Annotated in this window: 8 protein-coding genes; 6 read left to right on the top strand and 2 right to left on the bottom strand. The window is 66.7% G+C overall.

From position 1 onward, the window contains the following. Nucleotides 1-26: 26 nt before the first annotated feature. Nucleotides 27-1,064: a hypothetical protein gene (locus ACFWUU_RS12760; protein ID WP_380175273.1), complete on the bottom strand. Its 1,038-nt coding sequence runs from the start codon at nucleotides 1,062-1,064 to the stop codon at nucleotides 27-29. 7 nt (nucleotides 1,065-1,071) lie between these two features. Further along, nucleotides 1,072-2,607 (bottom strand): hypothetical protein, encoded by a 1,536-nt coding sequence (locus tag ACFWUU_RS12755; RefSeq protein ID WP_380175271.1) that lies wholly within the window; start codon nucleotides 2,605-2,607, stop codon nucleotides 1,072-1,074. 1,040 nt (nucleotides 2,608-3,647) lie between these two features. Here ACFWUU_RS12755 and ACFWUU_RS12750 point away from each other — a divergent pair. From ACFWUU_RS12750 to ACFWUU_RS12725, 6 genes are all read left to right on the top strand, one after another. Further along, on the top strand, nucleotides 3,648-6,611 hold the full coding sequence (locus ACFWUU_RS12750; RefSeq protein WP_380175269.1) for a CHAT domain-containing protein: 2,964 nt from the start codon (nucleotides 3,648-3,650) through the stop codon (nucleotides 6,609-6,611). Nucleotides 6,612-6,619: 8 nt separating this feature from the next. Beyond that, nucleotides 6,620-7,267, top strand: a complete 648-nt coding sequence (locus ACFWUU_RS12745) for a DUF6338 family protein (RefSeq protein WP_380175267.1) — start codon at nucleotides 6,620-6,622, stop codon at nucleotides 7,265-7,267. Nucleotides 7,268-7,481: 214 nt separating this feature from the next. Beyond that, nucleotides 7,482-9,419, top strand: coding sequence for an AAA family ATPase (locus ACFWUU_RS12740; RefSeq protein ID WP_380175265.1), 1,938 nt, complete (start codon nucleotides 7,482-7,484; stop codon nucleotides 9,417-9,419). Continuing rightward, nucleotides 9,416-11,734: a serine/threonine-protein kinase gene (locus ACFWUU_RS12735; protein WP_380175263.1), complete on the top strand. Its 2,319-nt coding sequence runs from the start codon at nucleotides 9,416-9,418 to the stop codon at nucleotides 11,732-11,734. Before ACFWUU_RS12740 ends, ACFWUU_RS12735 begins: the two co-directional genes overlap by 4 nt. Continuing rightward, nucleotides 11,731-13,059 carry a hypothetical protein gene (locus ACFWUU_RS12730; protein ID WP_380175261.1) on the top strand — a complete coding sequence of 443 codons (1,329 nt, stop codon included), beginning with the start codon at nucleotides 11,731-11,733 and terminating at the stop codon, nucleotides 13,057-13,059. Before ACFWUU_RS12735 ends, ACFWUU_RS12730 begins: the two co-directional genes overlap by 4 nt. Then, nucleotides 13,056-13,712 (top strand): 4Fe-4S single cluster domain-containing protein, encoded by a 657-nt coding sequence (locus ACFWUU_RS12725; protein WP_380175258.1) that lies wholly within the window; start codon nucleotides 13,056-13,058, stop codon nucleotides 13,710-13,712. The genes ACFWUU_RS12730 and ACFWUU_RS12725 overlap by 4 nt, the downstream gene beginning before the upstream one ends. Nucleotides 13,713-13,917: the final 205 nt, after the last annotated feature.

Below are 13,917 nucleotides of genomic sequence, written 5' to 3'. Positions count from 1 at the left end.
CTTGCCGATGTCCGCCAGCGACGACATCACGGGAGTCTTGGGCAATTGAACTGTTCTTCCAACGGAACAGTCACGCAGTACTCACCTGATTCACGACCATCAAGGACACCTGGGCCGACCTCGAACTCGGCTGCTCGTGCGGCTGTCATCCGCACCGATCCGAGGCGCGCGACGAGCTGCGCCGACTCGTCCGCGTTCGCTCGGTACAAACCGACAGGCACTTGTTGCCCCGGCTTGAATCCAAGAATAAGCAGACGTGTCCGGCTCTCCGGGAGTCCATCGATGCCAACACGCTCGGGCATCGTTGGTGTCGCAACCTCCTGCTGATTCTTTGCCCGTTTGCCAGCCTGCACAGCCGTCAGCGAAAGCCTCTCGCCACGCGCAAACTGTTCCCTCGCCTCCGGGATCGTCACGAACATCCACATCTCGCTGATCATGAGGTCGACCCCGGCGGGATAGACCGGCAACTCGCGATCGCTGAACAGGGTCCGGGGATCCATGTACGCATCGAGATTCGGCTCTCCGGACAGTGGTACGACGCTCGTACTGACTGTCACACTGCCAGCCCGCACCCGCACATCAATCGCCCGGCCCGGGTCGAAACCGTGTAGGCACAGGGCCGAGTGGACGCCGTACTCGAGCGGCATCTCCGAGTGGTACGCCCGGCTGATCCAGATGGACGGAGATTCGGCAAACGATGCCGGCAGATGCTCGAGATCTGCGGCGCAATCGCTGGCCGCGCCGTTGCCCGCCGCGAGGAGATCGATCTGCTCGGCAAGGGCCAGTTCCTCGGCTCCGCCCGAGCCTGTCGTCCTGCCGGTGGTTGGGCGCGTGGCCGGGGGCGCAGTGGTGCGAGATGACTTGGTCGTCTCCTGGCCGGGGCCTGACTCGCCCGGAGCCGTACCTGTCGCAGTAGCTGAGGTGCTCGCGCCGGGCGGTGACGTTCCTGCGGTCAGAACTGGATTCGACTGCTCGCGCGGGCGATCTCCATGACACGCCCCCGAAAGCATGGCTACGCAGCACCACACGGCCACCAGACCGATTCCCGAACTCCTCCTGAACATTTCGCTCCTAACGAGTGCTCGCCGTCGAACGATTGCATTCCTTCTGAGCAAGGGATCGATCTCGCGCGAAGGCCCGTTCCCATTGCTCCAATTCCGACTGCGGAGTCCGTCCGAGGCGCACCGACTCGCGTCGCTGGGATTGCGACATCGCCTGTGATTCAATGGCCTGCTCGACCCGGCATCTGGCCAACTGCCATGCACTCTTGAGGCCGAGCCAGAGCGCTTGCCGTTCGAAACGAGAATCGAGCGCAAGGGCCTGATCCAGCTGCTCGATTGCTTCGTCGACCAACTCAGGGCTTCCCTGGCTGACGGAGAGAGTTCTGAGCCGAAGAGCCTCATCGGACAGGGCAAGTGCCTTGATCTGCTTGCGCAACTCCTGCTCCGGTCCAGCGGCAGGCACCGCCTCGGCCAGCAGGATCGCTCGAGCCTCGTCTGCGGGCCGATACGGAGCCGAGCCGGCAAGCTGACTACACCGGTCGACTTGGACGAGATTCACGCGTGCCTTCAGTCGCAGCAGATCCGACGAGGAAGGCTTCTGGACCAGCTCATTGAGGGTGCCGACAGCTTGCCGCAGCCGGTCGAGGTCCACAACTCCCGCTCTGCATCCCTGACGCGATGCGGTGTAGAAGTCGTTGCCGGCGAGACTCAGCTTGGCACGTGCCCCCAGCGTCGGGGAATGTTGCAACTCCAGATACCGCGCTCGGGCGGTGGCCAACAATGCAGCACTCTTCTTCGGACCGGCCGTCTGCACGGCGACCGCTTCGTCAACGTGACCGCTGAACAGCAGTGCCAGTTCATGCAAGGCGGATCCACTGTTCGACGACAGGTGCGCGAGCAACGCGGAGAAGCCTGCGGCTGCCTTGTCGAGCAGACCTGAGTGCCAGGCATCGAGAGCAGTGATGAAACCGGAGACGTCGCCGACCTGAGCCGCGACGCGATCGAGGACATCGGCCTGGGTCGAAGCCGACCTGAGATCCCGATCGAAGCGCACCTCGTCGAGTCCGTACCAACCAGCCAGCTCGGAGGCGTCGGTGATCAGCACCGGCGAGATAAAGATGGCCAGGGCCAGAGTGACCTGCCCCGATAGCTCGCGCCGGGCTTGACCTGCAATCAGGATCTCGGCCCCCATCTGACCGACGAATTCGGTTGCCCACTTGTCGAACCGCCGCAGCGACGACGGATCTCCAGGATCCGGCCACCGCAGGTCGTCGGTATCCGGATAGGAGCGCGCCGTCTGCTCGCCGGACGAGTCGAGTCGCCGCGCCAGGTTGGACGCCAGATCGTCGTACGCCCTCTGTTCCCCCTTGGTCGGCGCAGCCAGCCCGACGATCGCAACATCACCCGGTCCCGGCAGTCGTTCGACCGGCGCGACCGTCCGGGTCAGTGTTCCAACCACCACGAGGGCTACAACGGATGCCGCAGTCCCGCCGATGTACAGGCGCCGGGTCCGCTTCGACGCGCGACGGAGTTGCTCCTTCAAAAGCGTCCGTATCGACGACGCAAACGCGCCCACGAGCAACGCGACAGTCACCAGATTGAACACCAGGCCGCTACCAGCACCGACAACATTTAGCAAACCAATTGCTAATGTACCGGCGACAGACAGGACGACGCCAATTGTGGCTACTTGGTTTCCCCGTCCCCGCTGCGCGGAGCCACTACCCTGCCCAGCAGAACTATCGGGCGTCTTGGCATCCACGCCGGTATCCAATCCCCGCATGCCACATTCCGCTTTTGCTCAACTCAAGTCAAGAGCAGATTGCCGGTCGCTGGTGTCTCTGGATTTCAAGCGAACACTTGCGTAGCTGAGAAGAACGTCACCTCATTGGAGTCGAACCCGGGACCCCAATAATGACAAATATGTCGAAATAGAGCGCATGTCGGAATGTTTCGGACGACTCCGCCCACATGGTACGCGGGGCGCATAGATGGAGGCGCGCCGGCCCGTTCTTTGACGTACTCAAGGAGAGGTCTGCGATCTTGATCCCCGATATCGCATCCGACGGCGTGCCGCGTCAGCGAACGCCTCGGTCGCGACCGAGCCACAGGTCTCCAATGCATAGTCCCGCTCCGCTCGTCAGTACGCCGCGCGGGCGCCGACGAACCTCTACAGCAGCCGAGGGCACGGCGTCGAGTTGCATGCCAGCAGGCCTCAGCGCGCCGCGCACCGGCAGTTCGACACGAGACTTCACTCAGCCGAAAGCACAGCAAAGGAATCCGGTCAGCAGCGCGAGGCAAGCATCTCCCGACCGCCACTTGCGGTGGGAAGATATTGACACCACGACGCGACCAAATATTGATCACTGGACGGTTCCCTCAAGTCCGGAGACCTGCGTATAGTCCTCGTCGCGGCGGGGGCATATCGCACGTCGCGAGTACAAGCCGGACCCGGGGGGGTATGGCATGGGGGGCTTTGTCACTGGTGCTGCGCGCACCGGTTTTGTGCCGTGCGCGGAAACGGACGCGGCGGTAGTTGCTGACGTCCAGGCGCTGCGCCGCGCCGGCAGCGCCTTGTCCGAACGTTGCCCTGCGCTGGGCAATCTCGCCGTCTCGCTCTACTCGCGATATCGATGCGAAGGCGACGTGCGGGACCTGGACTCGGCCGTCGGGCACCTGCAGACCGTACTGCGACTGCTCCCGCCGGCCCATCCCGAATACGCCACTGTGCAAGGCAATCTGGGCATGATGGTGGCGGCGAGGCAGACCGGGGAGAGCACCCGGGAGGCCATCGCGCTGTGGCGTGCAGCCCTGGCCCGGACACCGGCCGGTGATCCCGGCCGGGCGTTCCTCACCGGCCAACTCGGCCAGGGTTCGTACGAACTGTTCCAGTACGAAGGTGACCCCGCACTGCTCGACAAGTCGATCGTGAACCTGTCCGAGGCAGTGCGGTCGTTGCCCGAGAGCGAGTCCGCCGTACTGCGGGTGAATCTCGCCGTCACCCTGCTGACCCGGCATAACCTGGTGCGCCCCGACCGCGCCGAACTCGACCGGGCGATCGACATTCTCGAATCATTGCTCGCGGCAAGCTTTGAATCCTCCGCACCCGATTTGCCGGGCACTGCCCGAATATATTTGACCCAGGCGCTCTCCGCTCGTTTCACGGATTATCGCGACCCGGCGGATCTCGCCCGGATCAGGCAGCTCCAGCGCGCCGCCAAACCTGATCCCGCAAGCAGCCCGGCACCGAATCGGATGTCGTTCATCGACCATGACGTCCGCGCCACCGAGGCGTTGTACGGCTATCTCGGCGATGCGCGGCAGAGCGATGTCGACCGGGCCGTCGAGGAACAAGAGGCCGCTCTCGCGAGCTCCGACAAGGCGGCGATCCACCGGGTCCCGCTGATCCTGAACCTGGCCGCCACGCTATCCGTGCGTCACCACGCACGGCGGATCGATCTCACATCGTTCGACAGCTCGGCCGATCTCGTCCGGGCCATCGACCTGGTCGAAGAGGCGTTGACCGGCGAGGTCCCGGCGATCTGGCGCGGCGTCGCCTTGGCCCAACTGGGCGCCTTGCTGCTCGAACGGCACCTGGCCGATCCCGCTGCCAGATCGGCCGACCTGCCGGCCGCGACGAAGGCCCTGCACTCCGCGCTCACCGACGGACTGCTCGACCGCCAGTCCCGGATCGGAGCACAGTCAAGGCTGTCGTACTGCGAACTCGCGGCCGCCCGGACCACGGGTGATCCGGCGCTGTTCGACCGGGCTGTGTCGGGATTCCGCGAAGTCGTCGCTGTCGTCCCGGACTCCTCGCCACTGCGCGCCGGAGTCCAAGGCACTCTCGCCGATGCGCTCTTCGCCCGCGCAGAGTCGACACGACGTCCGGACCACCTGGGCGAGGCGATCGACATCGCGCGCGAGGTGCTTGCCGCCGAGCAAACCGACCGCGCCGCAGTCTTCCTTGCCGCCCGTTCCTGGGGTGAGTCCGCCTGGCGGCGCGGAGCCTTCTCGGAAGCGGCCGAGGCCTACGGCGCGGCGGTGGCGCAACTGCATGACATCTCGGCGCTCCAGACCGAGCGCGATCACAAGGCGCTGCCGCTGCGACAGGCGGAAGGCTTGGCGGCCAGAGCGGCATACGCCTATGTGGTGACCAACGACCCGGCATCGGCTGCCGTCGTCCTGGAGACCGGCCGGGCCTTGATGCTGTCCGAGGTCCTGCAGCGCGAGCACCCGGACCTCGCGCGTCTACAGCAGAGCGAGCACCGCGCGACAGCGACCCGCTTCCGCGAATTGGCCGACGCTGTTGCGGCCGCCGAGCGCGCCTTGCTGTTCGCGACCGCGGGCGGTCAACCCGCGGAGCGCGAGGGCTATCGGAACACTCTGGATCAGCTCCGCCAGGCAACCCTTGACGTCCGCGGCATCCCCGGCTTCGAGCATTTCCTGACCCAGCCACGCTTTGCCGACCTGACCCAGACAGCGACGCGCTGCGGCAGTCCGTTGGTGTACCTGGCGGCAACCGACCGCGGAGGTCTGGGGCTGATCGTCCATCCAGCGGCAGCCGATGAATCGGTGGACATCGTGCCCTTGCCCACGCTCACATCCGAGTTCGAGCGCGAAGCCATCGAGCTGCTGCGCAAAGGAACAGCAGAGACGGACGACCTCGACGTCGTCGAGGCCCTGATGGAAGAGCTGTCCCTGCAGTTGTGGGACTCGGTAATGGCACCTGTTGTACAGCTGATGACCGCCGCGAAAGCCGTCCTGATCCCAACTGGACGGACGGGGCTGCTGCCACTGCACGCCGCAGGTCGGCCCGACCCGGCGGCCGCCACCGGCATCCGCTACGTCGCCGACGACCTCGTCACCGTCTACGCCCCGAGCGCCCGGGCCTTGACGCTGGTCGCCGGGCGGCCGGACGCTGAAGACGGAGCGATCCGCAAGCTGCTCGCGGTCCACGAACTGCAAGCGGCCGATCCGGCCGACAGACTCGAAGCAACCGCGACCGAGATCGCTTTGGTCAGCGCGACCGTGGGTTCGCCACGAATCACCGAGATCAGAGGCAGCGAAGCATCGAGGGCTGAGCTCCTCCGCGCGCTCCCGCAGTACGACGTGTGTCATTTCGCGTGTCACGCCGGGATGTTCCTGAGCGACCCGCTCAGCGGCGGCCTCGTGCTCTCTGACGATGAGGTGCTGAGCGTGCGGGACCTGCTCTCGTTACCACCGTTCAGCGCCCGGCTCGCCGTCCTGTCGGCCTGTGACACGGCGCGGATCGACGAGCACCTGCCCGACGAGGTGGTCAGCCTGGCCACCGGCTTCTACCAGGTCGGCTTCGCCGCGGTGATCGCGACCTCCTGGCCGGCCGAGGACGGACCGGCCGCGGCCCAGATGGCCCTCACGTACCGCTTCTGGCTGACCGACGGAAATCCGTTGCCTACGGCACTCACTTTGGCGGCGCGCTGGTTGCGTGACAGCACCAACGGCGAGAAACAGCTGCTCTTCCCGGATCTGTTCGCTCCGCCGACCGCTGCCGAGTCCGATCCGGACTGGGCCGCCCAGAGAGACCACGGCAGCCCCCTGGTCTGGGCCGCCTTCACCCACACAGGTCTTTGAGAGGGCCGATGGACTCGCTCGACGCGTTGCTGGCCGCCCTGCTCGGCGTGGTACCAGGTGCCATCTACACCTGGGAACTCGAGAAGCAGGTCGGCTCCTGGGGGCTGGACATGGTCGACCGGGTGCTCAGATTCCTCGGCATGTCCGTACTGTTCCACCTGCTCCTGGCACCGTTGACGTGGTGGATCTACCAGCAGGTCCGTGGTGACGGCCTGGTCGGTGGATCGATGCCGTGGTTGCTCTGGCCCGCGGTGGCCACATACGCCCTACTGCCCGCGCTGGCCGGAATCCTCGTCGGCCGGGCGGCCAAGCAGCGTCGTACCTGGTCCCGCCTGCTGACCGGCCCGGCGCCGGCTCCTCGCGCATGGGACAACGTCTTCTCCCACCAGGGACGAGCCTGGCTGCGGCTCAAGCTCAAGGACCCCAACGGCGGCGACGGCGGCTGGGTGGCCGGCGTCTTCGCTCCGTCCGAGAACGGCCCGAACTCGTACGCCGCGGGTTTCCCGCACGATCAAGACCTCTATCTGGCCGACACGGTCGACGTCGATCCGGCCTCGGGACGGATCCAACTGGTGAACGGGCAGCCGGCCTTTCGCGGCGTCGGCGTGCTCGTGCGCTGGGAAGAAGTGAACTACGCGGAGGTGTCGTGGACATGACAGAGCAAGGGATCGACGACGAGCCGGCCCGACCAGCCGGATCGGACCGGCCGCCCCGGCGACAGCGGCGGCCGGTGCGGAGACGAGGCTACGAAGCGAGCCTCCGACCCGGCGAGTCGGGACCGCAAGCCGGGCCGCCGGCCGCGATGGCAGTGGACGTCACTCCCCCGGACCAGCCCGGCCGCGCCGCGACGAGCGCGATGGAGTCAGACTCATGACGTCGATGAGCACCCTCGACGGGTACGGCGGACCGAACTCCGCTGCCCAGGCCGATCCGGATCAGGAGCGCCGGGTTCCTGCATGGTTACGGGAAACCAGCACCTGTCTGCTGACGAACCCGCAACTGCTGCTCTACGGCAACATCCGGGACAGCTATCTCGTCCCCGACGGTGACGACTGGCGCACTCCCGACATCAGGGAGGCCGTTTGGTGGTTGATCAACCCACTCGGCTATCGATTGCTCCTCGTGGCTGACCCGGTCGACGGTCTCACGGTGCTTCCGGCCGGGGACGAGACGGAGAGGCTGGCGTCCGAGGTGGCCGGATGCCCGGTCGGCAAGGGCAGGCCGGTCAGCCTGGAGACCCTGCTGGGAGTACTCCGCAACGTCGCCGGCAACACCGAGCATCGCGTCGCGGTGATGATCGACTACGCCTCCAGACTGTGCCGGGACACCCAGCAACTCAGCCCGGAGGAGCATTACTTCTTCACAGCGGTCGAGAAGCTGTCCAACAACACCAAGGTGCTCAGGCTGCCGGACAAGAACGACCCGACCCCGCGGTACAACCCGATTCTCTGGGTGACCAACAATCACCGGGACCTACCGTCCTGGCTCGCCGCGGGCAACGCAACAATCCGGCCGATCGCCGTACCGCTGCCCGATCTCGGCGACCGCAAGGCCGCCGCGAAGATCCTCGCGGGCCGCCTGATCGCGCAGTCACCGAACGAGGATCCGGACGAGTTGGCCGACCGGTTCGCCGAACAGACGCGCTCGCTGACGCTGCGCAGCATGATGGAGATCGTCCGGCTGGCCCAGTTGCAGACGTCCGGGCCGGGCACCATCGAGGACGCGACCAGGTGCTACCGGGTCGGGGTCCAGGACAACCCCTGGAACAAGCCGTACCTGCGCGGCAGGCTGGCCAATGCGCCAGAACGATTGCGGCACCGGGTCCGGGGCCAGGAGGAGGCCATCGGCCGGTCGGTCGACATCCTGGTGCGCTCCGTGATGGGCCTGTCCGGAGCACAGACCTCGTCCAACTCGTCCCGCCCGCGCGGTGCCCTCTTCTTCGCGGGCCCGACCGGCGTCGGCAAGACCGAACTCGCCAAAGCCCTGACCCAGTTGATCTTCGGGGACGAGAGCGCCTATATCCGCTTCGACATGAGCGAGTTCGCCGCCGAGCACTCGGCCGAACGACTGATCGGCGCTCCGCCCGGCTACGTCGGTCACGACGCGGGCGGCGAGTTGACCAACGCGGTCCGCGAACGCCCGTTCAGCGTGATCTTGTTCGATGAGATCGAGAAGGCGCACGACCGGGTGATGGACAAGTTCCTGCAGATCCTCGACGAGGGGAGGCTGACCGACGGCACCGGCTCGACCGTCTACTTCTCCGAGGCGGTGCTGATCTTCACCTCCAACCTGGGCATCACCAGGCTCGACGAGCGCGGCGACACCGTCACGGTCGGCCCCGACACGCCACGCGACCAACTGGTCGAGTCCGTCACCGCGGGTGTCCGGGAGCACATCAGCGAGAAGCTCAACCGACCCGAGTTGCTCAACCGCCTCGGCGACAACATCGTCGTCTTCAACTTCATCAGTCAGGCCATCGCCACCGAGATCTTCGACCTGCAGGTCGACCGGATCACCGGGCTGATCGAGCGGGAGTTGCATCTCGAGGTGGACCTGGACCCCGCAGTCCAGAAGGCCTTCCTGGCCGAGGCAACCACGGACCTGACCATGGGCGGCCGGGGCATCGGGTCCCGGCTGGAAACGATGCTGGTCAATCCGCTCGCTCGCGCCCTGTTCGCCCAGCCCCCCGACCGGGCGCCGCGGCAGACCGTGACCAGTGCGAGCAAGGACGAAGCGGGCTGGCAGATCGTTCTGCAGCCGGCGGATTCCGTGCCCATTTCAGAGCCTGGGCCGGAGTTGCTGTCATGACCGAGAACGACGAGGCCTGGGCCACCCGGAAGGAAGCGCCTGCCGTCCGCCCGGCCGAACCGGCCGGTCACCACACCAGACGCGAGGACCCCCTAGGTACCCGGCGTGAGGACGCCGACGAACTGCTCACGCAGTTGCCCCGGGAGCTGGCGGCCAGATACACGATCGAGGGAGAACTCGAGTCCTTCGGCGGCGAGGCCAATCTGCTGCTGGTCCGCGATCAACGGGGCGTCCGCCGGGTGATCAAGCTCTATCGTCGCCGCGGCGATCAGGCCGCCCGAGACGTGTGGGAGCGCCTGGAGCACCTCAGCACCGGTCACGTGATCCGGATCGTCGAAACGGGCCAGACGGGCAGCGGCCATGACTTCGAGGTGATGGAGTACGTCGCCGGCGGCAGCCTGGCCGAACTGGTCCGCCGCGTCGGAGGTCCGGCCGCGCCCGCTCTGGTCCGGAACGTCGTCCGCCAGGTCGCCTCTGCCCTGAAACAACTGCACGACCAGCACATCGTCCATCAGGACCTGAAACCCGAGAACGTGCTGGTCCGCTCGGAGACGCCGCTGGATCTCGCGGTGACCGACTTCGGTATCAGCCGCGTGCTCGACCAGACCCGGGTGGCCGCGGGCGCCTCCGGCACCCTTGCATATCTCGCGCCCGAACTCCGCCTCGCGTCCGGTGGGAGGACCTCGCCCGCGCGCGACTGGTGGGCGTTGGGCATGATCGCGCGTGAACTGCTGATCGGGCAACGGCCGTTCCAGGACATGATGGAATCCGCCATCGACGCCTCGCTGCTGTTGCGGAACATCGACCTGCCCGGCATCGACGATCCGCAGTTGCGCCGGCTCTGTCGCGGTCTGCTGACCAAGGATCCCGACGCGCGGTGGGATTGGACCGAGGTCGAGCAATGGCTGGACGGTGGCTCGCCGCCGGTCTCTGACGAGCCGACCGTCCAGGAGTCGCAGATCACCGCGACGCGGACCGGCCAGGCCGTCGGTACGAATCGTCAGCCGCTGATCTTCCGGCAGAAGTCCTACGTCGACCGGAAGGAGCTCGTCCGGGCCCTGGCGGAGCCGGATGCGTGGGCGACGGCCTGCGAGCGCTACTTCACGACGATGGGCACAACCGACCATCCCTCCGAAGGCTGGCGCCGGCTCCGCGTCTGGCTGACCCGCTTCGACGCCGCAGATCAGGACGAGGAGCTACAGCGGCTGGTCGACCTGGAACTCACCGACGAGACGGCCGGCCCGGACGCAAAGCTGATCCGGTTGATCCGCTGGCTCGACCCCGAGGCCCCGGCGATGTGCCGTGGCCGGCTGGTCGATCCCGCGAACCTGGCCGCCGCAGCCGACGACGCCCGGGCCGCACAGGCCCTGGACGACGAACGCCTGCTGTTCATCGACGCGTTGTGGAGTCAACGTCTCCTCCAGGAGCTGGCCCTGCAGCCCACGGGATCGAGTCTGGACGAGGTGGATCACGCGTGGCGGGCAGCCGAGCATCGCTACCGTGCGGCGCAGGCCCGGATCCGCGGCGCGATGACACCGGACTTCCGCGAACCGCCACCACCAGTCGGAACTCGCGATGTCCTGGCGCCGTTGCTGAGTCTGGTGCTGGAACCCGAAGAGGAAACCGCGTCGCTCCAGCAGCGCATGGCCGAAGTCGCGGCACGGACGAACAAGGTCAGTTGGTACACGAGCGCGCGGCAGGCAGCCGGCGACGAGCCTGCCGCAGTACTGGCAACTCTGTTCCTGGCTCCGGGCGCACTGGCAGACGCGGACTACCTGGACCGGCAGGCGGCTGCCAACCAGGAGGAGAAGCAGCGACGGTCCGAGCAATGGCAGACGATGGAGAGTCGCCGTCGATCGTCTTCGGCCCTGGCCGCCGCCCGACTCAGCGCGATCGTGCCGTTCGCCATCTATGCGGTCGTCATCTGCCTGGTCGCGGTGGTCGGGCTGAAGATCGATCCGAATGCCAAGAACTCGGTCGTCCCGATGCTCGTCATCGGGCTGCTGCTCGCGGTCGGGCAACTCGTCGCGGAGATGGTTCTCGCGACCGAGATCGGTTCGCAGTACCGGCAGGGATATGGCCTGTTCAGCAGATCTGGCCCGGCGTTACAGGCGGCCGGTCGCGGCGTGCGCGGTCCGGCGCGTGGTTGCGGCGTGATCGTTCTCGCCCTGATCGTGGTGCCTTTCCTGCTCGCGGTTCCCATACTGCTGTACGTCGTACTCGCGATCCTTCATGTGCGTTCGATCGTGAACCGGCGACGCGACTGGCGATCCCGGTATCGCGCCGAAGAGATCCGAGTCAGAGGTTCCGAATGAGCAGCGGTTCGGTGACCGGCGTCGTCGTTCCTCTAGCCGTCACGGCCGTGCTCGGTATGGCGGCCGGAGCGGCAGTGTCGGTCGCGCTGAGCAGTAGCTTGGGAGCGATCGGTGGTTCGATCGATCGACGCCACCGCAGGTGGGAGCAGGACCAATGCGCGGAAGCCACCTGGGAACAGGCAGCTGTCCAGGTGATCGCCCGGAATGCGTTGATCGCGGTCAATCGCAAGGCAGTGAAGGACGCCCTCGCTGACCCTGGCGGTCCACCGCGTCCGGCACCGGCGCCGCTTCCGGAGCCACTGGCGCTGCGCAGGCAATCGCTCGCCGACCTCCAGAACTGGTGCACGCAAGCGGATGTAGCGCTGGCCGCGTCAGAGACCTTTCTTCAAGCGGCGACTACTCGGCGGGCGGCTTCCCTGCTGACTCGCTCCGCCAGCGGCCGGCGCGCCGAGGCGGCAATCCAGGCCTGGGCAAAGAACGAGAGCGCGCGCACCGAGTCGCTCCAGCCCGCTGTCAACGCGGCTGAGGCCGCCGCGCCCCGGCTGGATATCCAACGGGAGATCGCTGCGGCCGGACGCGTGATGGACCGGGTTCCAGCGGCTGCCCGTACGTCGGAACGGGCGGATATCGCAGCGGCGGCAGCACGAGTTGTCGAGGCCACCTCCGTCGTCGAGGCACGCAACCGCCTCGACGATCTGCGGACACGCGCGGAACTGCTGGCAGGCATGTGCGAGCTGCGGATGGCCGACGCCCGGGAGGCCTCTGCGTACCTTCAGCCGCTCGCTCACCTCGACGACGCCGAAGCACTGCTGGTCAGGCAAGCCCTGGAGGCGGTGGCAAGCGGGGCGCGACAGCTCGACGATGCACTGCGGGCGGAGGCCTTGCAGTGGGCCGAAACAGTTCGTGCCGCGGCGGAGCGTCAGTATCTGCGCGAGGTCGTGGTGGGTGCTCTGGAAGACCTCGAGTACGACGTAGTGGAGGAATTCTCCACTCTCACACCTGAACAGGGACGGCTGGCCGTCTCGCGCTCCGGCTGGCGACAGCACCAGGTCTTGGTGGTGCTCGACCACGACACCAACGAGATGCGGGCGATGGTGGTACGCAATGCGGGAGGCGAAGGACTGGATGCGAGTCGACAAGACCTGGAGCGGGAAGAGGAGTGGTGCGACTCGCTCGATGCGCTCAGCGAGGCACTCGGCCAGAACGGGGTCGACCTCACCGTAGTGTCCCGGACGAAGCCAGGTTCACGTCCGCTCCCGCGAGTTGCACGGCAGGAGCAGGTGGATCATCGCCGTCGGGATCGCCAGGAGCGCAGCCGATCATGACGACCATCGCGGTCAACCGGCTACACCACCCGGTCACGGTGCTCGGTCACGGCGTACGGGCCGGCATCTGGGTGCAGGGCTGCAGTCTTGGTTGCCACGGATGCATGTCGCGTGACACCTGGGTGGAGCGACCGGAGTCCGCCGTCGAGGTATCGGAGGTCGTCGCCTGGGTGCTTCAGCTACCCGGTCGGCTGGACGGCGTCACAATATCCGGGGGCGAACCCTTCGAGCAGCCACAAGCGCTGGCGGCCTTGCTTGGCGGGCTTCGCGAGGCAACAGCCGGGAGCGACGAGCCTGTGGACCTGTTGGTGTACTCGGGCTACGCATGGTCCCGACTGGCTCGCACGGCTGCGTTCCGATCTGCCTTGGGTCATTGCGATGCGGTGGTCGCGGGTCCGTACGTCGAGCGGCGTAACACGGCGGTGCCGTTGCGCGGCTCGGACAACCAGGTCGTCGTACCGCTGACCGAACTCGGCCATGAGCGGTACGGGGAGCAGGCCCTCGAGCGCTACCAGCAGCGCCGTCTCCAAGCAAGTGTTGTCGACGGCAGGCTATGGCTAGTGGGCATCCCCCGGCGTGAGGCGCTACGTCAGTGGGAGCAATCGCTGGAGAGTGCGGGAGTGATCTGGGAAGGATCATCGTGGAACGCTTGATCTGTGCCCGCTGCGAAGCACCTCTGGGCAGCGACGAGCTGACGTGTCCGCGCTGCCAGAAGGTGATCGGCGGCCCCGCCGACACGCGCGTCGTCGAGTGGACTCCGGACGAGGCCGCACCGGTCGCAGTACAGGACGCGGCAGACCAGCCGGCCGACCTGGTCCCGTCTCCACCTGCACCGGAAACGCTCTGTCCACGCTGTGG

This window comes from Kribbella sp. NPDC058693, assembly GCF_042715335.1.
GTDB classification, from domain to species: domain Bacteria; phylum Actinomycetota; class Actinomycetes; order Propionibacteriales; family Kribbellaceae; genus Kribbella; species Kribbella jiaozuonensis.
The sequence above is the reverse complement of the archived record's forward strand: the minus strand, read 5'-3'. Positions and strand labels throughout refer to the sequence as shown.